Source organism: Vibrio sp. ZOR0018, from assembly GCF_963865925.1.
GTDB classification, from domain to species: domain Bacteria; phylum Pseudomonadota; class Gammaproteobacteria; order Enterobacterales; family Vibrionaceae; genus Vibrio; species Vibrio anguillarum.
In genome coordinates, this window is record NZ_CAWMCN010000086.1 from 71,583 (window position 1) to 93,356 (window position 21,774).

Genomic DNA, 21,774 nt, shown 5'->3' on the forward strand with positions numbered 1-21,774 from the left:
TAACCTTACTACAGCGCTCAATTACTGAATCTAAAGCCTCTCAATCAACGCTTGTTGCGTTATAATGCCCACAATTTTGTTCTTCGCTCAAACCAAGATTCTGAGCGAGCCGTGAACGTTTAAGAGATTCTTATGACAACCAATACCGCAGTAGAAAAAATCAGCCTTGAAGAGCTAAAGACATGGCTTTGGGGCAGCGCAAACATCATGCGTGGCACCGTAGATAGCTCAGATTTCAAAAACTATATCTTTGGTCTCCTGTTCTTAAAACGTCTTTCAGACGTATTTGACGAGCGTGTAGAAGCCGTGATGGAAGAGGAAGGTTGCAGCGCTGAAGAAGCAATGGCGCTCATTCAGGAAGATAACCCAGAGCAATTCGTTCCTGTGTATGCACGTTGGAACAAGCTGATCGAAAGAACGGAAAATATTGGTGAGTACATCGATGAAGCCTTTGCTGAAATCGAACATCAAAACCCATCACTAGAAAAAGTGCTTACCGCCATTCAGTTCGGTGATAAAGAGAAGCTCAGCAATGAGCTACTGACTCGCCTACTTCGTCACTTTAACCAACATAAGCTGGGCAATAAAAACCTCTACAAAGCCGATCTACTTGGCGATGCATACGAGTATTTGATTGGCAAATTTGCTGACGATGCTGGTAAGAAAGGTGGCGAGTTCTACACCCCACACGAAGTGGTAGAGCTTATCGTTAAGCTGATTGACCCACAACCAGGCCATGAAATTTACGATTTGACCTGTGGGTGTGGCGGTATGTTGGTTGAGTCAGCTCGTCACATCAAAGAAAACTACGATAATGGCACCATCATGGGTAAGCCTAACTGTAAACTTTACGGTCAGGAGAAGAACCTAGGAACATGGGCAATTGCCAAACTCAACATGTTCTTGCACAACCTAGATGGCGACATTAAGCGTGGCGATACACTGGTAAATCCATTACATAAAGATGGCGAAGGCCTTCAAACGTTCGACCGTGTCATTGCCAACCCTCCATTTTCAATCAAAAACTGGTGGGAACCATTGGAATTGAATGGCGGCAAAATAGTTGGCGATAACGGCAAAGAAAGAAATGTTAAATACAGCACTGACCTTAAAGATCCTTATGGTCGATTTGGCCTTGGCGTTGCACCGAGGACGAAAGCAGATCTAGCCTTTGTTCAGCATATGGTTGCCTCAACGAAAGATGATGGTCGCATCGGCGTTGTCGTCCCTCACGGTGTACTTTTCCGTGAAGGTGATGAGGGTAAAATTCGTAAAGGTATGCTTATCGGCAACGATGAATTTAAAGGCGACTTGATCGAAGGTGTCGTTGGTTTGCCGCCTGCACTTTTCTTCAATACAGGTATTGCGGCTGCGGTATTAATCATTAATAAAGACAAACCTGCGGCACTGAAGAACAAGGTTATTTTCGTTGATGCTTCAGCCGAGTTTGGCGAAGGTAAAGCGATGAACTACCTTCGTGAAAGTGATATTAAACGTATCACGACCGAGTACAGCAAAGCGAAACAAACTTTAGTTGATGCAGGAGAGCAAACGGAAGATAAGCTTTCGGAGCTACTGGACACTGTCACTGTTGATAAGTACCTGCGTGTCGTTGATATCGCTGAAATCAAGCAAAATGACTTCAATCTCAATATCAGTCGTTATATTGATACTTCAGAAGATGAAGAGATCATATGTGTAAGTGAGAGCCTCAGACAACTGGAGAAAATCGATATCCAATTAGAACAATTGGATATAAAACTGAATTCAATGCTAGAGAGCCTTCCTGTTGAGGTTGCAAAATGACATTAACACAATGGAAATCTAAGTCACTAGGCTACATCTTAGAAAAAATTGTGGGCGGTGGCACTCCATCAAAAGCTAACCCCCAATATTGGGACGGAGATATTCCGTGGGCGAGTGTCAAAGACTTATCTTCAACAAAGCTTGATGATACCGCTGACAAAATATCCAAAAAGGGACTGAACAATAGTGCGAGCAACTTAATTCCTGCTGAGACTATCGTTATTCCAACTCGTATGGCTTTAGGTAAAGTAGCAATAACAACTCAGGCGATGGCAATAAACCAAGACCTGAAGGCTCTGTTTCCGAGCAAAGAAGTATGCAAAAGCTATCTTTTTCAGTGGCTGATCTTTCATGCAGAACAAATAGCTAGTTTGGGATCGGGGTCAACGGTTAAAGGAATTCGCCTTGAACAATTAAAAAAAATTCCTTTTAGCTACCCAACTCTTAAGGAAGAACAACAAAAAATAGCGGAAATCCTTTCAACAGTTGATAAAAAAATCGACCTTATCGACCAGAAAATTGCAGAAACCGAAAAGCTGAAAACAGGCTTAATGCAAAAGTTATTTTCAGAAGGTGTCGGTGTTCAGGACGAGAATGGGGAGTGGCACACACATACAGAATTTCATTCAATAAAAAACGTTACTCTACCCGTAGGTTGGAAGTTAGATAACTTAGGTACTCTTCTGGAAAAAATTGTAGGAGGAGGAACGCCCTCTAAGGCCAAGCCCGAATATTGGGGGGGAAGTATACCCTGGGCAAGTGTTAAGGATTTCAAAAAGCCTTGGCTATCATCTGATTGCATAATGGATACGATTACCAATGAAGGCTTAAAAAACAGCTCTGCGAATTTAATCGAACCTGATGTTGTTGTAATCCCAACGAGGATGGCATTAGGTAAAGTTGCAATGACAAAGGGTTCGATCGCAATAAATCAAGATTTGAAAGCGCTTTATCCAAAAAATATTATTGATAATTTATTTTTATTCTATTGGCTACAGCATCAAGCTTCTAAAATTGAAAGCCTTGGTTCAGGTTCTACCGTAGCAGGAATACGCTTAGAGATATTAAAGTCAATAGATTGCTTATACCCTGAATCCATATCAGAGCAAAAGCAAATTTCTCGTATACTCAAATGCACCGACTCAAAAATAGACTTATTAATCGAACAAAAAGTTGCGACCCAAAAACTCAAAAAAGGCTTGATGCAGAAGCTACTTACGGGCGAATGGCGAATTCCTGTTGAGGAAACTGAAGCCGCTTAGCGATTGCTTCATGATGCCTTCAAGCGAAGGCATCTAAAAAGCAAAAAAACGAAATTTAAATGAACAATAAAAAATGAATAACAATAAATAAAGGAATAAGGTATGTCAGGTCAGGATGAATCATCGAATCCAGAGCTAGTTGGGGTAGAACGCCCAGCGATTGAATGGTTAAAAATTCTTGGTTATCAGCATATTAAAGGTCGAGATGTAGAGCAAACACACAAGACCGAGCCTGTTATTCTAGAGTCGGTGTTAACTGACAAACTACACGCCCTTAACCCTTGGCTGGCCGAGGTTCCGAACGGTGCAAACAAAGCGATTAAACAGCTCAAAGACATATGGTTTGAACATAACAGCGACTTAATGCTGGCTAACCATGCGTTCTGGAAGCATGTTCTGTTTCAATCGAACCTGCAACAAAAAGACAAATATGGTCAACCTCGTAGCATCCGCTTCATTAACCAAACGGGTGCCGAGGGTAACTTATTCCATGTGGTTGATCAGTACGTTGGCAAAAATGCTAACGATGAACTTTTTAAACCCGATTTACTGTTATTCATTAATGGCTTACCCCTTGGTTTGATTGAGTGTAAAAACAGCTCAATTAAGCTCAGCAAAGGCATTGCACAAATTGATGGCTACCAAGGCACTTTTACTCAACACTTTGCCTTTAATATGGTTTGTGCTGCCATTAATCGTAGCCAAGCCAAGTATGGCGCTATCTATGCGTCAGAACAGTTCTATCTGACTTACAAATTTGATCCGAAAAAGCCTGACGAGAACATTGTTCTTACCGAATTAGAAAATCAATTAGGCAAGCCCCCTACAGAGCAAGACAAGCTACTGTGGGCATTATTCGAGCCTTCCCGCTTCGTGCGTTTAGTCTGTTTCTACCCTATGTATGAAATTGAAAAAGGCGTTATGATCAAGAAGCTGCCACGTTACCAACAGTGGCGTGCAGTAGAGAAGACGCTACTCCGTCTACAGGGTAAAGACCCACAGCTATTAGGCCAAGAACTTGGCGGCGTAGTTTGGCATACGCAAGGGAGTGGTAAATCACTGACGATGGCGCTACTTGCCCGTTTAATGCGAGCCGAAATTTCTGGTTTCAATAACCCAAGTATTTTGATTCTTACCGACCGCACTGATCTTGACCGTCAGATCCATAATACCTTTACTAATGTCGGCCTTGAATCGATTAAAGCAGATTCCGTCGCTGGGCTAGAAGCCATGCTCAGCAATGACTACGGCACCATTTTCACTTCGACCGTTCAAAAGTTTCAAGAAAGCGATGGTAAGCAGATACAGGCCGCAAAAGAGTCTGAAGATGAGGATTCCATTGCAAACTCTAAAAGTCGTGTCAGACGCGTTTTGAGAAAGGATGGTTCGGGCCAAGAACAGTGTTGGATATTAAAAGAGAACAATGTTCTTCACGGTCAAACCGATGCCAATGGCAACCCTAAAAAAGCCAAATGGGAACTCGTCAGCGAAGAGAAAGTTGATTTTCGAGTTCTGAGTACCAAGCCAAACTTCTTCGTGATGGTTGATGAAGCTCACCGCAGCCAGTATGGGTTCCTTGCTGCATTCATGCGTGCTTCTTTACCTAATGCGAAGTTCATAGCATTTACTGGCACCCCGCTTTTTAAAGACGATAAAGAAACCCTGGGTACATTCGGCGGTAAAGAATACATCGATACTTACCGCCTCGATGAGGCGGTTGCAGATGGCGCAACGCTGCCTATTAAATATCTTGAAGGTATGGCGCAATGGGGTAGCGACGGAAAGCTAAAACAAGCTTTTGAGGATAAATTTGGTAATGAGCCTTTAGCCCGTAAGAAAAAGCTAAAGCAAGAGTTACTCAAAAAACGTCGTGGTGCTATCGGTCGTATTGAGGAGAATGCTCGCCATCTCGTCGAACATTTTCTATCAAGTGTGAAGCCTCGCGGCTTTAAAGCCATGCTGGTATGTGACGGGCGTGATATGGCTGTTCGCTATAAAGACGTACTAAACCAAATCATGCAGGAACGTCAAAACAAAGGTCTGCCGACCTTTGAAAGCCGAGTGGTTATCTCTCTCGGTAGTATGACAGATAAGCGCACAGGTATTAGCGAACAACAAGCTCACTATGCATCAGGCTCAACCTCAAAACTTGAAACTATCGAAGAGCGTATCAAGCGGGAACTCCAACAAGGCCAAACACCGATAGCCGTACCGTCTGAAAAGATCCCAAGCTTGGTGAATGATGAATTTAAGCTACCTTATGGTGATGAATCCGCTAATACCAAAGAAGAAACCAAGTTTAACAACATTGGGTTAATCATCGTTTCTGACATGCTGTTAACTGGCTGGGATGCGCCTATTGTCAGCACTCTATATTTGGATAAACCGCTAAAAGAACATACTTTGCTTCAGGCTATTGCACGTGTAAATCGAACTCGAAAAGGCAAGAAAGCGGGTTATATTGTCGATTATTTCGGTGTGGTTGAGTACCTAGATGAAGCGCTGAAAGTTTATGGTGGTGACGTACAACCCGACCAAGTGTGGACGGACGTCGAAGCGGAGCTACCACGCCTTCAATCTGCTTTGACAAAAGTGTTAGACATTCTTCCGAAAAAGCACAATCCCGTAAAGCAACCTGAACCTTACAAAGAGGATGCCGATCTCTACCTAGACCCAGATACTCGCCTAGATATTGTTGAAGACTTCCTCGTTGCTCTCGCTGGATTCAATAGCCGCTTAGATATCGTGTTACCCGACGAACGCGCATCTAAATATCAGCCTTACTTCAAAGTGCTGAATGAGATAAAACTCCAACTGCGCAACAAAATGCCTGAGAGTGCAGATACGGTTCGCATCACCGCATCTGAATCTGAGCTGCTTAAAAACATGCTCGACGAGCATATAGAAGCAAGTGAAGTTAAGAGCTTGTTAGGCCGTGAAGTTTCAATACTGGATGCTGCGGATATGGATCTACTCCGCAAGCAAAAAAGTGCAGGGAGTGCAGCGTTGGTCATGAAGAACAAACTCAAGCACACCATTAAAACGGGGAAAGGTAAAGATCCCGCCTTCTTTGGCGACTTGGAAGAAGAGCTAGAGAAACTTATCCAAGATGAACGTGAAGGACGTATTGAACAAGCTCTATTCCTGGAACAGCTAGAGCTTTTTGCTCAGCGTGTACGTGATAAAGATGCCAAGCCATCTGAAATGGGCTTGGGTACAGCAACAGAGCGAGCCGTGTTCAACTATCTGGAAAAACAGGTAGAAGAAGCTGAAGCTCTAGCATGGACTAAAGGCATCTTTAGCCACCCTGATATCGCTGAAGTCATGTTGTCACCGATATGGAAAAAGCAGACTGATATTCATAATGAGATCAAAAAAACAATCAGGACTATTCTACGTGGTCTTGGCGGCTGGGATATGACAGTAGCACGTCAGCACTCTGCTGAAATTTTCAGTATTATGCTGAACAACTGATCCTTTCCTTCATCAATGACGAAAGAAACACATGCCAATTTTTCAATACGGTACAACTGAAATCGAGTGGGACTTTAAGCTCGACTCAAAACTCAGTCACCACTACGTTACGGTAGAAAGAGGGAAGACTGTTCTTCTCAGAGGCCCAAGTGCCTCTGAGGACGAGCAACGAGAGCTGATTCGGTATAGAGCAAGGTGGATCAAAGAGCGCCTAGCCGAAGTAAATCAACCGTTAAAAGAAGAAATCGTCACAGGTAGCCGAGCGCCCTACCGTGGTCGTTCTTTCTATTGTGAAGTGATCCCTGCGCCAGAGTTATCGACGGTAGAAGTGAAGTTTAACCAAAGCCGTTTTAAAGTTCTTTCTCCCGAAGGCCACTTCGTCAGCCGTGAGCGATTCAAACCAGCTTTAGAACGTTTCTACAAACAGAAAGCCTTAGAAAAAATTGCTTCTCGCTTAAGCTATTGGCAGCAGGAAACGGGCATGCAAGCCACAACTTTCCACATAAAAAAGTTTGATGCACGTTGGGCTAACTGTACTGAGAACAATGTTCTGGAGTTCCACCCTCGTTGCATGGAGTTTTCCAATAAGGTGATGGATTACATAATCCTTCATGAGCTATGCCATACCGTAGAAAAAAGCCATAGCAAAAACTTTTGGAAACTAGTCGCCAAGTATTGTCCTGACTGGAAAGAACTGCATGAAGAGGTAGAGCGTTCTGGGATGGGGATTTAACCCTAGCGTTCTCTCACAAGAAATAGAAAAGGATTTAAGTCCATGAGTCAAATGGAAAACACTGTAAAAGAAATCATAGATACTGCTTGGTTCGTAGGTGCGACTTACGGCGAGGATGATCAACTGAATAACTTTATTGAGAAAGGCATTTGGAAAAATGGTTATAGCGACAAATATCTAGAGCAAGTTAGGTCTATGAAAAAAGGCGAGAAAATCGTCATTAAATCAGCTTATACACGTAAATATGAACTTCCATTTGATAACCGCGGGCATATGGTTTCGGTAATGGCTATCAAAGCCGTAGGTACAATCACTAATAATTTGAACGATGGCCAAACAGTTCAAGTGGACTGGCTAGAAAAGTTTGATGAACCAAAACAATGGTATTTTTATACCAATAGAACGACTGTATGGCGTATCGACAATACAAGCTGGATGAATAAAGCTCTTCTCGACTTTACGTTCCACGGTATTCAACAAGATTACGGTAAGTTTGCCAATGCTCCATATTGGAAAGAAAGGTTTGGAGACACCCCTAAAAATGATATTCGATTCAAGTGGGCAACATTTTACGAATCGTTTGCAGATAAACTACTTACATATAAAAGCAATCGCCAAGCACTCACTGCTTTCATCATTGAACTAGCCAAAGAATATCAACTTTCTTACATTATCGGCAAAGACCTCGATGACATTTGCCCATTTACCGTAATGGGAATTTTCAATCGTGGTGTAACAGAGCAAAACCGTAAAGCGCTTGCTAGCGCCTTAGCCCAGTTTTTGTCCGTCGATGAACCTATCCCTGAGTCCTTTGAAGCGATTCCTATTCTCAATAACCAGAAATCATGGTTCTTTGCTTATGAAGAAAATAGAGGTAAGCAAGATATCGATAACCTATGGTCTATATTCGAATCCGCATTAACGTATGCCGACTCTCAGAATGAAGACACGCAAAGCTCTTTTTCAGCTCTATATAACCAAGTATCTAGCCAATTGGGCGTTGGTTGGAATTTAACTATGGGGCTGTTTTGGATCAGACCATGGGCTTACCCTACTTTAGATACACAGTCTCGGGACTATCTGACTTCGTTAGGTGTTACATTAAATAAAACTGGAGTTAAAGGTCGCTGTAGTGCCAAAGACTACCTTACTCTCATTAATAATTTGGAAATTCGCTTCGCAGAAGAAAAGTTTCCCGTTCACTCATACCCTGAGTTGTCACTAAAAGCCTGGCAGCAACCATCGAAGAAAAGCATTGAGAAAACGAACTATTCAGATAAACGAGATGGTTGGAAGTCTCTTATACTTGAACGCATTGAGCACCTATGTCGCTCAAATGAATCAGCAGTATTCACTAGAGAACAATTTCACACGGTATATTTAGAAGAACTAAAAAGTCTATTCCCCGACAATAATACACCAGACATGACTATCGACCGTCAAATGCAAATTTTACGAGATGAGTCGATTATTGGCTTCCTACAACGAGGTCAATATGAATGGTATGGATATGAAGATATTGTTGAGGATATTAGCTCTATCAATGAATCAACCGAGTATCTAGAGCCTTACAATGTCACAAACATTATCAAAGACGGGTGCTTTCTTTCGGAAGAAACAGTAACACACTTATTGCAAAGGCTTAGAGATAAGAAGAATCTGATTCTTCAGGGACCTCCTGGAACAGGAAAGACATGGTTAGCCAAGCGTTTAGCATATGCTTTAATCAATGAAAAAAAGGAGTCGAACCTTTGCGCTGTTCAGTTTCATCCCAATCTATCATATGAAGATTTTGTTAGAGGCTGGCGTCCCTCTGGAGACGGTAAACTCACATTGTGTGACGGGCCATTCCTCGAAACGGTTGAAGTAGCTCGTGAAAATCCAAACCAAAAATACGTCGTTGTAATCGAGGAAATAAACAGAGGCAATCCAGCACAAATTTTTGGCGAAATGCTGACCTTACTGGAAGCAGATAAACGAACGCCAACCGAAGGTTTATCCCTAAGCTATAAAAAGAATAATAACGAACGAGTCTATATACCTGAAAACCTGTACGTTATCGGCACAATGAATATTGCTGATCGCTCTTTGGCTCTTGTTGATTTAGCATTAAGACGTCGATTCGCATTTTTCACTTTAGAAACCACCCTCGATGATACGTGGATGAATTGGGTTTCAACTGCTAACAAAGTCCCTATTCCCTTTTTACTTACAGTAAAGCAAAAGCTCGATCATCTAAATACCGTCATTGAAACTGATCAAAGGCTGGGTAAACAGTTTAAAATAGGTCATAGCTATGTTACTCCGTCTTTTAGCAGTGAAATCTCAGACCCTGTTTCTTGGTTTTCTGATGTAGTCAACACAGAGATCTATCCCTTACTCGAAGAATATTGGTTTGATTCCATAGAGACTGCTGAAAATGCTCGATTGACTCTTTTAGAAGGGTTGCAATGAGTAATTGGGAACGAGAAAAAGTTGGCATAGTTCCAGTTAAAAACCTTTGGCTTTTAATGCTATATGCATCTGATTGTCGCTATTTAGCTGAGCATTTAGCTAGTTCAGAATCAACGCAGCATGATGTACTTGAACTCGTTGGTAAAGTATTTTGTGATCTTCTTGAGTCTAGGATGCGAAGAGAGCTATCCAAGTCTTTTATCAATCGAGAAGATGAGCTGAACCGTGTAAGGGGGAGAATAGATGTTCTTCAATCCGAAAGAAAAATGTCACTCTATCGAGGAAAAGTTTTCTGCCATTTCGAAGAAGTGTCAATCGATACTGACAGAAATCGCTACACTCTAACCGCTTTAAAAAAACTCCAAAAGCTAACAAAGAAAAGCGACCTTTTAGTTCGCTCAAGAGAAATAAGTCTGCAATTAAAACAGCAAGGCATTAGCGACATTCAGGTTGTCGGATACAGTCCTACAAGTGAAAGATTTGGTCGCCATGAAAATGAAGATAGAAAAATTATCCAGCTTGCTGAATTGATACATAGCATGATGTTAATTAGTGAGTCGATAGGATCTAAATTATTACCTAAGCCAGAGAAACAAGAACAGTGGGTCAGGAAACTTTTCGAGAAAGCTGTTGCAGGTTTTTATAAGCTAACACTTCCAAATCAAGGCTGGAAAGTTTCATCAAACAAGCAGCTGAAATGGCAAGTTGAACAAACCTCGGCTCTCATACCCTCACTACTTCCGATAATGGAACTGGATATTCAACTTGATAATAACCAGTTAAACCAGCGAATTATCATAGATACAAAATTCACGAACATCGTTACAAAAGGACGCTTTGACAATACAACATTTAACAGTAGATATATTTACCAACTTTATACGTACATCATGAGCCAGAAGAAAGAAGAGGATTTACTCTCGCTAAAGTCATCTGGAATGCTTTTACACCCATCTCTGGGTGACCATTATGATGAAGCAGTCACAATACAAGGCCATCAACTACGATTTTGCACTGTTGACTTAATGGGTAAACCAAATGAAATAACCAAACGTTTAGCAAGCCTAATACTTTAACTTTACAGATACGACTACAATGGAACAGTGAGTTTGTGAGAATCATAGTTCATTAATATCACTTGAAACTAATATGACTGAGCTTCTTTGTTCCAATGCCTCTTCACCGTTGGTAGTGAGAGGTTTGTAGCCATTGCGACTTTCGTCTGGCTAAGCCCTTGAGCTTTGTACTTCTGAACTTTAACTGTTGTTGCAATGGCTTCAGGCCGCCCTACTCTTTTGCCTTCAGCCCTTGCACGAGCTTGCCCTTCCAACGTCCGTTCCCGAATACGGTTTCGCTCAAACTCAGCAAATGCTGAGAACATTTGTAGCATCAATCGCCCCTCCGCTGAGCTTAGATCAGCGGTCGGCAGATCTAGAGATATTGGCGTTACACCTTTTTCTAACAGCATACTGATCGTATGCTGAACATCGATGTTATCTCTTCCCAGTCGATCTAGCTTTAATACAACTAGTTTGTCCCCTGGTTCAAGTTTATGCTCAATCAACATTTTGAACTCACGTCGTTCTGTCGCAGGCACACTCCCCGAAACCGTCTCATGAACAATTCGGTGCTCCTGAATATCGTAGCCAGCATTCCGAATTGCTAAAATCTGATTTGAAACTGTTTGCTCGCTAGTCGATACACGACAATAAGCGAATGTCCGTCCCATACTCTCCACAACACTCTCCTTTTTGGTATCACAACTAGTATCATCAATCAGTTAGGTATCATAAAAATCCAAACCCCACTTTATGACACCACAAACAGCTCACTCCCTTCTGGTGTCAGAAAACGGATGTTTGTTGATACTACAGGGGTGTTTATATCTCGCTAAAGTTGACTAGTTAAGTCAATAATTTTGGCAAACCACCTTTGCCTTAATAAAAATCGAGTAAATAAATTATTACATATAGATAAACATCATTACTCTAAAGTTATTTATATCTAATAAAAAACAAATTCAGTTTAAAAAACCTTGACATTAAAATCCAATTCTAATACAAGGTTGGCCTTTTAAAAAATGAAGTTTAAGATGAAACAAGCTTAAATTATTGAAAAAATTCTTCTGCCACTACTGGCACTTTCAACGCCAGCAATGGCACATTGATTGCCAATCTTGGCAAATTCTCTTGCCACCTGCTTTAATGATGGAATTTTTAAGGCTTTTATCACTTGCCTGAAACAAGCCCACTAGCTTTAACGTTGTGCAAAAAAAGAACAGCGTTAGAACACGTTGAATGTCTCATTTTTTCTTGACTTATAACGATTACAACCATACAAGCCAGGCACTCGACATTCTTTATCTTCTTTAATAAATTGTCTTTTTGAGCGACCTTGGGGAACACTGTTCTTTTCATCTAAATTAATAGAATTTGCTCGACGCAATGCTTCTTCATCGGAAATGTCGTTATAAACGACTTGAAATCTATTCGACTTAGTTTCACGTTCTTCTTTTGTAGATAGATAACTCATTTCACGATTACGTTTAGAATAAACCAAAACTTGAGACATATCGACAACCCTCTTAATATATATAGATAAATTCAATGACTATTATATTTATCAAGTAATATTCTCTTTGTAAAGGAACTTTAACCACTATTTTAGAAATCACATTAACATTTAATTATTAAATATAAATCGTTTGTTTTTTTAATTATTAAATTAGATAAATAGTAATTAACTTCACTTTTCACTAAAAATGAAAAAGATCCGATTATGGCTATTATTGTTACCATCCCCCTAACTAAAAATAATCATATTCACCATCATAATTTCTGAGTTAGGATCCTAACCGAGAATGAACATCGAATTCAGGCTACGATTAGTATTGCTGTTTCTCCTAGCCTCATCGCAACCACGTCAAACACTACAAATTCCAAGTTAGGATCCTAACCAAGAATGAACATCAGAGTCTGGCTACATTTAGTACAGCTATTTTCCCTAGCCTCATAGCAACCACGTCCATCACTACAAATTCCAAGTTAGGATCCTAACCAAGAATGAATATCGGAATCTGGCTGCGCTTAGTACAGCTATTTCCCCTAGTCTCAAAGTAACCATATTCATCCAAAAAATTCCGAGTTAGGATCCTAACTCGGAAAAACAAGTCAGGAATCACTAGGGTATCAGCGACTACCGATGCTTTAGCCTCAATCACAAGTGGACAAAAATATATGTCATACTTACTTTTTGTGACTACTTATGAGTATTGAAGTGAAAATCGAGACTGCATTAGAACGACTGCATAACTTTGACAGGCAAGGTATACACGTTTATCTGAAGAGTGATCTCAGAAGGTTATTTTTTGATGATTCACTTACTGCATTCCAGCAAAGCTTGCTACGTTTAGTCAAAGCGGGAGTACTAGAGAGGGTGTGCAATGGTGTTTATGTATTCTCATACAGCCGTCATAGAGGTGGTTATACTATTGAATATATTGCTAAATGCTTGCGACGGGGAGAGTACAATTACATCTCTCTAGAATCGGCACTCTCAGAATACAGTGTCATTTCACAAGTGATGATTGAGGTTTTATCCAGTTCGAGGAGAAAGGGAATGCTTGCCGACCTATCGCTCTATTTACTGACTTTGAGGTTCTTCTGGGCAAAGAATTGGAGATTACACTGCAAGAAGGCTATCTTGCATGATACCCACCACTCGTTGCTGCGGCGCATGCCGCTTACTTAGCACAGCTTTATGCTGTGCAGACTCGAAAAGGGGTTGCTCTTAATACTTCTCGTCTAGGCCAACTTGATAGTCACCGATGCTCTCTTCCAGTTTTATTTTGAGTGCTTAAGTTACTTCAACTAGCTTATCAGTGTTGGTAGAGATAGCGTGATCAAGCAATTCCAGAAGTCCATTTAGCGTAACCTCACTATCCTTTGATTCGGCTTGCTCGTTATCACTTCTTGTAGCCTTAGCCTCGTTCTTCATATCAGCCTCGCTCATAAAAATGCCTGCCGTAAGCACGGTTGTAGCACAATTACACTCTCGCCAGCCTCTTAGAAGTTCCCTCAGCAAAAAATCTTAATTTTTTACAATAAAAACGATTAATTTCAGATGGTTATAAACCACTAAGATTTAGACACTAAAAGTTAGTGTCTAAATCTTAGTGCCGAAAAATTAAACAACAAGTCCAATAATTACCTTGTACAGAAGTAACCTTCAAATAACTTGAGTAGAAGTGCTTAGCGTTTATCGAACCCTGTTAGATATCGAGGTAAAACCAAGACTAAATCAATTGCTCTTGGATTATTGATTCTGATAAAAAACCAAGTGCCCGATACCCTTTTTCTCGCTTATTGAACATCCTGAGCAGCATTGGAATTTTTGCATCAACATAGTCGATAACTTTCACCTCATCTTTTCCCTTGTAATCACGCTGTATTCGCCCTACATATTGGATTAAAGATCCTTTCCAAGATACTGGCAACGCCAATATCAAAGTATCTAGGCGTGGAAGGTCAAAGCCCTCTCCTACAAAACGTCCTGTAGCAACAACGACTTGTGTGCTATCTAGCTTTGACATAACCTCAGCTTGCTGCTTTTTCTTCATCGAACCCACTAATATTTGGTGTGTGATCCCCGCATCATTAAGCAAACCAGCAATGATATTGGCGTGCTCTCTACGTTCGGTTAATACGATCGGAACTCGGCCTTTAGCGACTTCGTTTTGAATTCCCTCGACAATAGCGGCATTCCGTACAGGGTGAAGCATTAACCAACGATAAATTTCAGAAATATGAGGTTTAGGTTCGTTCGAAGATAAATGTAAAGGCACTTCTAAGTTCAGCTCTCGGCGGTCTAATACCTGAGCAAACTGATTGTTTCGGTCTGACTTTATGGTATGTCTTACTCTACCAGCTTGCATAAATACTATCGGTTGATGCCCATCTCGCCTTTCAAGTGTTGCACTAACCCCAACGACATACTTGGCATGCGCTTCAGATAACACCTGTTCGTATTGAGGAGCAGAAAGGTGATGGCACTCATCCACAATGATTTGACCATATTCTTTCACCAACGAATGCACGCTATTGTCGCTTCTATTTATCAAACTTTGATAAGTCGCGATATCAACTTGTCCTGTGGGTTTCTTCTTGGTTCCTGTATACACGCCGATATCGATACCCTGGGTGAAAGTTTTTAAGCGCTCTTGCCATTGGTCAACAAGCTGCTTGTTATGCACCAAGATAAGGGTATTGACTCCTCGCCTTTGTATTAAACCAATTGCTGTTACCGTTTTGCCAAAGGCAGTAGGAGCATGAAGAACACCGATGTCATGCTGCATTAGCTCATCAATCGCTTTACTTTGCGATGAGCGCAAAGAGCCAACGAATGTCATGCCTACTAGCGCCTGACCAACAAAACGATTATCCGTTACTTGGAGAGCAATACCTAATTCTGAGCAAATAGCCTTTACGTCATCCCAACAGCCCCTTGGCAAGCACAAGTAACCACTGTCTAATTCCGCCAAACATATAAAACGTGCAATTCCGTTGGTAGATAAACGCAGCCCTTGGGCTTTGAAAAACTTAGGATTCGAAAAGGATGCCAATTTCTTAAACTGGGCGGTTAAAGGATTCGGAACTTGGTTTATCGGTAAGTACAATCTGTTAGCAAGAACGATGTCCAGCGTCTTAGGTTTGTCTGGGATGGAAACGCTAGTGTTCACTGTTCGTTCCCAGGGCTTAATTGATACAACATCCTCGGCATCATTTCGATGCTCCACTCTGCTTTCGAGAAGTAATTCTATTTTCTCAATAGATAGTCGTCCCATCGACGCTAGCACCTCCCATTGATCAGAGTATGGTGTAAACGACTGATCAACAAACACCGAGTTTCCGTTTGCACGAGCTTGTTTTTGTAATGGCAAAGCAATCAGATTCCCAATTCCCCCGATAGGTAACACGTCTTGGTTGGGGAATAGGCGGTCATAGGAATCAAATGACAAAGCGCCATGAATTTTCATTGCTTCATCAAGTAAATAGAACCCTAATTGTCGAGCCACTTTTGCATCAGTCGCTTGTGCAAAGAAAATCCATACATGTGCCCCCTGACCTGAACGAGATCGCTCTAATAAGCAGTCGATACCTTTTAGTTTGCACACTTCGACATACGCAAGAGAGGCTTCTTGCCAATCACTTTTGTCAAAATCAACCGCGAGTAGCCAACAGGTGTTGTTCGCTAGCATAGGATACAAACCAACTACTTCTTTGCCAGTAAGGTGAGCATATACAGCATCATCACCTAATGGCTTGAATGCTTGATTGGGGCACTCCAAACACTTTACTTTAGGTTTGCCACATACACCTTGATGCCACTCGTTTTCGCAAGCGATCGCATAACCACTTCTGCCTTGTTGATTCTGCCACCTATGTGCATAGCATTGAGTATTACCTTTAAAATAACTCTGATAGATAGACAGTTTTTGTTGAGGTGACATTTCACATGCAGGTGCCTTGTTAATCGCTTCCTGCGTCAATAGACGCTGCTTCTGCTGTTCAAGTTGAGCCAACTCCTTTTTCAGCTCATGAATCTTTTGTTCAATTAGCTCAAGCTCATCCATATCTAGCCCCGACTATTACATCACTTTCATGCAGTTAATAATCGATTGTATAAAAAACAATACGAAAACAAAGGCACAGTTCATAACCTATCTAACATATTTATAAAGCATTCTTGCCTAAAATCAGTACATACCGTCACTAAATTGAGAGTTATTCACGTTTTGATGATGCTTCAACATGTACCTTTCGGCTTAAGAACCCAAGATCAGACATTCGTGGATGTCGCAGATGTTGTGCGAGGGAAAAATTGCGGCTGTATATGCCCTTCTTGCCACACGCCACTGATTGCGAGACAAGGTGAAGAAAAGCAATGGCACTTTGCTCATGCAAGCCGCAAGGTTGAAGGAACTGATAAAGAGTGTGATTTTTCTTTTTTTGTTTCTGTTCGCATGATGGCGAGACAAGTGATAGAAACTGGTATATCTATTATTCTTCCTGAGTACAGGAGTTCCCTCACAAAACAAGCGAAGGGAAAGTGCTTCAAAGAAGATTTTTTGGTTGCTAAGTCATCCACCATCTTACTTGATAACGTCGATAAAGAAGCTTCATTTGAGAAATGTGTTGTAGACGTAATGGGCCAAGTCGGTGAGTTCACCTTTGTTATTTATTTCACCCACCCAAACCGTCCACTTCCAAGTGAATTGCTCACTCCACATAACAGGCAATGCGGTATACTCGAAATCAAACTGGATGATACACATCACCTATTTACACGTAATAAAGTCTCAGGGATTCGGCAACTAGATAGACTGAAAGATTACCTTCAACACGATGTCGAATCTAAATTATGGGTATTTCACCCACGCTATGCTCAATTGGCTAAAGAAGCGACTGAGCGATTATCCTTAAAAGCATCTCAGTACACTCCGCCCCCTACTCCGAGTCTTCATAATGACCAACACCGCCATCGCAACCACAGGAGTTTCAAGCTTCATCGTACCGACTCATGGCAACCAGCAACGAAAGCTATCCAGCCAGAACCTGTGCCAAGACGTTCAGCTCAGTTTGAGTGCATCATGTGTCAATCCCAGTGGCAAGTTACGCTACCTAGTAAACCAATCTGCCCTAAATGCCATAGCCACCTATACGCTAGCGAGATCTCATCAAGATAAAGGCACATAAACCGTTCATTTTTAATGGACAACAAAAAAAATGAACACCACCTAATACTATTCTTAACTTTTGATTCCCAAGACTTGAACTCGAAACAGAACGTAAGTTGCTATCTTTTCAAACTCATTCGTTATCTCTCCTTACAACTAACGAACACGATTCTTTGTTCAAATTTCAATTTTCACGCTAAGAAATATTCTGTGGATTTACCAATTTTTTCAGATTTTAGTATTCCTGCTGTAGCCATATCGTCAAGTTTTTGCTTCGCGCTGTTGTAGCTAATACCTAGTAAACTCTCGACTTCCCTAGCTGTTACCGTTGGCTTTTTACGGTAACGAGGCTCACCAGACACAAACCCGATGATCTTTCTCTCAACATCTTCTAAACCAGAATATCGTTCTTCTAATTCCTGCATTCGATGTGCCGCTCGTTCATAAACGGAAATAAACTCGTCAATGGCACGACTGATAACTTTTAGCTGATATTTAATGAAGTACGTTAGGTCTAAGTTATCGTGCTCCGTATCTAGATAGCTCACACCATATTGAATTGGAGATTTTTTAAGCAATGCTGATATCGCAATATAGCGGAAGCCTGTATAACCAGATTTAAACATATACCAGTAAAACAAAGCCCTAGCGACTCTCCCGTTACCATCTCGAAACGGGTGAACATAACCGATGACAAAGTGAAGTGTGATTGCTTGAATAACAGGATGAACACCGCTGCCATTAGCATTTAGCCAATTCACGACCCGAGTGAGTAATCTTTCAATGTCATCGTATTTAGGCGGCTGATGAACAACTTCCCCTTCAGCATCAACAACCGCAACATCATCCGTCGCTCTAAATAAGCCTGAGGTATATTTTTCTTGCTCTAGCGTTTTCGTTCCAGCGCTGTGTAAATTTCTGATTAACTCAATGCTGAACGGCTCATCCCTAAGCTCCCACGCAATTTGCATTAAGTCAAAATTTCCAAAAATCATTCGTTCATCGTCAGTACGAGGCTTCCTTTTTTTTCTAATCATTTCTTTCGCAAGGATTGTCGTCGTAGCCGCGCCCTCCAATTGACTACTCGATATCGCTTCATCATCCACAAGGTTATTCGCTAGATGCTCAAAATGCGCCCGTTCACCAATTTGTTCTAGGATACCCAGCATTGCACTATGCGTGGTATGTCGATCAATCTGTGATAACACGCGACCAAACTCGTGCAAGTTATTGAATCTGCAATGCTGTATATAGTCAGGGGAGTTTAATAGTGCTTGAATCACTTGTTCAGGTAAGCCAGGAGGCAATGGCTTGTCTTCTAATGGTGTTAGCTCAATCAAAGTTCTATCTCGGGACAAACGAGTTAGCCACCAACAATATTTGACATCCAAGCCAGACTTTACCCTACGCCTAAACTCGTTAAATGAATGGTAATCATCAGATAATGGGTTAATGTAATCTGTATAGTCGTTAGGATTAAGTCCTTGATTACCAATCTCAAACAAAACGTCACCAATCGTACTAAACGGACACTCTGGTGGTGATAAATACTTACCTGACATTATTTTCATCTCAAAATCCAACAATTATGAGATAAGATTAATTAAAGTTGCGTGATTTTGCTAGTTTTAATCACCCACGCCTGTGATGTTCATCTGTACTTTCGCTTGTACCTATCTTCCTAAAGAAAGCATGAGTCAAGTTAACTAGCATTCACATAGCTAATGAAGAAAAGCAACGATGGGCAGGTTTCGCGATTCAAAAATGAACTGCTTGCCAATTCTGCCTCTTCTCAAGATATACAATTCGAAACCGAGGCTTCGGCTTCTACAAACCCCTATTAGGTGGATAAATTGAAATTTTACGCGGTATCTGATTTGCACTTAGATTTACACGGCATCCATCGAAGCTTTTGGCATAACTTCGATAATGACGCTGTCTTGATTATCGCAGGTGATACTGCCAATGCGCTTAATGGCATTGCGTATGTAAAAAATGTTCTTTGCTCTTGCTTTAAAGCCGTTATCCTCGTTGCAGGAAATCACGAGTGGTACCGCAGTAAAAATAAATCTTACCGTTCTGGCTATCTGCGCAAACAAGATTCAATAAGCTCCACAGACAGTAGATACTCCCCAATAGAAAAGCTCAAGGTGCATAGTGATACAACTAAGAATTTGTTTTTTCTGGATAATGAATCAATCGATTTAGAAGGATGTACCATTTATGGTGGCACTCTTTGGTTTCCTATTCACACATACTCGTCTGCACTGATTGATGCGTACTCAGAACTGATGAATGATACAAAGTACATCAGCCATCAAATGATTGAAGAACAGCACAAAGCATTCATTAACAACTTTCCAGAGAAAGTTGATATAGCAATATCTCACCACCTTCCATGTAAAGAAGCTTTTGCTTTCGAGCAAAATGCCAGCAGCCATTATGCTCCGTATTATCATGCAGGGTTGATTAATGAGTTGATCTCAAGAGCTAGGTATTGGGTGGCAGGGCATCAACATGATGCTGTAGAGAAAGTCATCGCTGACGGTAGGACCACATTTATTTGTAACCCCAAGGGTTCTGTCCGCTTAACCAGTGGATTACTTACTAATAAAGCTTATTACCTATAAGAGCTAGCCAGAAACAAACTTCGGCATCTGAAAGCCCGCTAGGGCTTTCTCACTGTGATCATTGATCTTGTGAAGCAACCAAACAGAAATGATGCATAGATCCATCTCCTCCCCTCACAGCCCCAACACTATCATTCGCATAGAAACTACTCGAAAACACTTTTACGCGCATAAAAATATTAAAACTCTCTTTTTTTAGCGCCAAAAAATGTTACACCTTGCATTTAATTGCGCATTTTTGTGTAATACACACTCAACCAGATAAGCATTTTAACTGAGGTGGCTAGATGAAACGAACACTACTTGAAAACCTACTCACCTGGAAAGACAAGCCGACAAGGAAGCCTTTGCTGATTGACGGTGCTAGACAAACTGGTAAAACATTCTTATTACAGGAACTATTAGGAAGTACATTCGAAAATGTCATAAGAATCGATTTCCTAGAAAGCCCTGAGTTAATTGAAGCTTTTTCAGGATCTCTAAACCCTGATGACATCATCACCAACATTGAACTATTAACAGGAGAAATCTTCGAACCATCGACAGATCTTCTTATTTTAGATGAAATTGGTGAATGTCCAAGAGCGGTCACCTCTCTTAAATACTTTGCAGAAAAGGCTCCCAAAGCTTATGTTTCTGCTAGTGGTTCAAATATCGGATTGCTCACGTCCTTTCCCGTTGGAAAAGTTGAGCAACACAATTTAAGGCCACTGACTTTCAGGGAATTCTTGTGGGCATCTGGAGAAAAAGCACTGCAAAAAGCGTTTGACCAAAAGCTGAATTCTCCAGCAGCTCATACAAAATTAATCGAACTACTGACCGACTATTATTTTGTTGGCGGTATGCCTGAAGCCGTAAACTCATGGTTCGAAAACTCAGAACTCAGTATTATTGAACGCATTGAAGCCGTATCTGAAATTCATAGGAACTTAATTGAGGGCTACATGCGTGATTTCGGAAAGTACTCAGGAAAAGTGGACGCACAGCTAATCGAATCTGTATTTCGAAGCATTCCCGCTCAACTATCTTCGGTATTCGACGACTCAGTTAAACGGTTTAAATTCAAGGGAGTTCACGAACGCAAGTCTCGCTATGCTGAATATGAAAGTGCGATCACATGGCTTCACAAGTGTCGGCTTGCTTTAAAAAATCATCCTATTGAAGGACAGCCTCGTTCTCCTTTAGCTGCTTATCAGAAGGAAAATACGGTTAAACTGTTTCTCTTTGATGTCGGGCTATTGAACCATATGCTCGGCACTGGTTACCGTGAAATCAAACAGCAAGGCTATGAATACAAAGGATATGTCGCCGAAAACTATGTTCAACAGGAAATCGCTGCGCTAGGTATTGAACCAAGCTTCTCTTGGGGAGACGCAAGAGCAGAGATAGAGTTCATTATCGCTGATGACCTAGGTCGAATCATACCTGTTGAAGTAAAAAGCGGTAAGCGAACCCGTGCGAAGTCATTGCAATCCTACATCGAGAAGTGCAAGCCCCACAAGACAATCAAACTTACAGGTACTCAAGGCTCTCCAGCAACAGAGAAAGAGCACATCGTGATGCCGCTTTACTACACAGAATACTTACTTGATCACCTCAGAGATCTAGATAAAAGTTAAGTGAGTAAGAAAATACTCATTAACATCTAAGAATCAATATTATGAGTAATTTTTTACTCAT

Annotated in this window: 13 protein-coding genes; 9 read left to right on the plus strand and 4 right to left on the minus strand. The window is 41.2% G+C overall.

All coding sequences use genetic code 11. From position 1 onward, the window contains the following. Positions 1 to 132 precede the first annotated feature (132 nt). From AACR75_RS04855 to AACR75_RS04880, 6 genes are all read left to right on the plus strand, one after another. Positions 133 to 1,806, plus strand: coding sequence for a type I restriction-modification system subunit M (locus AACR75_RS04855; protein ID WP_047688946.1), 1,674 nt, complete (start codon positions 133 to 135; stop codon positions 1,804 to 1,806). Then, positions 1,803 to 3,068 carry a restriction endonuclease subunit S gene (locus AACR75_RS04860; protein ID WP_052190331.1) on the plus strand — a complete coding sequence of 422 codons (1,266 nt, stop codon included), beginning with the start codon at positions 1,803 to 1,805 and terminating at the stop codon, positions 3,066 to 3,068. The genes AACR75_RS04855 and AACR75_RS04860 overlap by 4 nt, the downstream gene beginning before the upstream one ends. Positions 3,069 to 3,170: 102 nt before the next feature. After that, positions 3,171 to 6,542: a type I restriction endonuclease subunit R gene (locus AACR75_RS04865; protein ID WP_047688948.1), complete on the plus strand. Its 3,372-nt coding sequence runs from the start codon at positions 3,171 to 3,173 to the stop codon at positions 6,540 to 6,542. Between the two features lie 31 nt (positions 6,543 to 6,573). Beyond that, the gene (locus AACR75_RS04870; protein WP_047688950.1) at positions 6,574 to 7,275 is read left to right on the plus strand and encodes a M48 family metallopeptidase; all 702 of its coding nucleotides are present in this window, start codon (positions 6,574 to 6,576) and stop codon (positions 7,273 to 7,275) included. Between the two features lie 42 nt (positions 7,276 to 7,317). Beyond that, positions 7,318 to 9,729 carry an AAA family ATPase gene (locus tag AACR75_RS04875; protein ID WP_231564180.1) on the plus strand — a complete coding sequence of 804 codons (2,412 nt, stop codon included), beginning with the start codon at positions 7,318 to 7,320 and terminating at the stop codon, positions 9,727 to 9,729. Next, complete coding sequence (locus tag AACR75_RS04880; protein WP_047688952.1) at positions 9,726 to 10,805, plus strand: 5-methylcytosine restriction system specificity protein McrC; 1,080 nt, start codon at positions 9,726 to 9,728, stop codon at positions 10,803 to 10,805. Before AACR75_RS04875 ends, AACR75_RS04880 begins: the two co-directional genes overlap by 4 nt. A gap of 68 nt (positions 10,806 to 10,873) precedes the next feature. Here the strand turns inward: AACR75_RS04880 and AACR75_RS04885 are convergent, their stop codons facing one another. From AACR75_RS04885 to AACR75_RS04895, 3 genes are all read right to left on the minus strand, one after another. Next, complete coding sequence (locus AACR75_RS04885) at positions 10,874 to 11,458, minus strand: recombinase family protein (RefSeq protein WP_047688987.1); 585 nt, start codon at positions 11,456 to 11,458, stop codon at positions 10,874 to 10,876. Positions 11,459 to 12,012: 554 nt separating this feature from the next. Further along, a complete protein-coding gene (locus AACR75_RS04890) occupies positions 12,013 to 12,300 on the minus strand; it encodes a hypothetical protein (protein ID WP_047688955.1) in 288 nt (95 codons plus the stop codon). A gap of 1,723 nt (positions 12,301 to 14,023) precedes the next feature. Beyond that, complete coding sequence (locus AACR75_RS04895) at positions 14,024 to 16,360, minus strand: TOTE conflict system archaeo-eukaryotic primase domain-containing protein (protein WP_047688956.1); 2,337 nt, start codon at positions 16,358 to 16,360, stop codon at positions 14,024 to 14,026. Between the two features lie 165 nt (positions 16,361 to 16,525). On the opposite strand from AACR75_RS04895, the gene AACR75_RS04900 reads away from it, so the two are divergent. After that, on the plus strand, positions 16,526 to 17,473 hold the full coding sequence (locus AACR75_RS04900) for a competence protein CoiA family protein (RefSeq protein ID WP_047688957.1): 948 nt from the start codon (positions 16,526 to 16,528) through the stop codon (positions 17,471 to 17,473). Positions 17,474 to 17,655: 182 nt separating this feature from the next. On the opposite strand, the gene AACR75_RS04905 is transcribed toward AACR75_RS04900, so the two are convergent. After that, entirely contained in the window at positions 17,656 to 19,026 is a 1,371-nt protein-coding gene (locus AACR75_RS04905; RefSeq protein ID WP_047688992.1) for a Fic family protein, read from the minus strand. Between the two features lie 291 nt (positions 19,027 to 19,317). Here AACR75_RS04905 and AACR75_RS04910 point away from each other — a divergent pair, with 291 nt between their 5' ends. Then, positions 19,318 to 20,094 (plus strand): metallophosphoesterase, encoded by a 777-nt coding sequence (locus tag AACR75_RS04910; RefSeq protein ID WP_047688962.1) that lies wholly within the window; start codon positions 19,318 to 19,320, stop codon positions 20,092 to 20,094. 287 nt (positions 20,095 to 20,381) lie between these two features. After that, positions 20,382 to 21,713: an ATP-binding protein gene (locus AACR75_RS04915; protein ID WP_047688965.1), complete on the plus strand. Its 1,332-nt coding sequence runs from the start codon at positions 20,382 to 20,384 to the stop codon at positions 21,711 to 21,713. Positions 21,714 to 21,774: the final 61 nt, after the last annotated feature.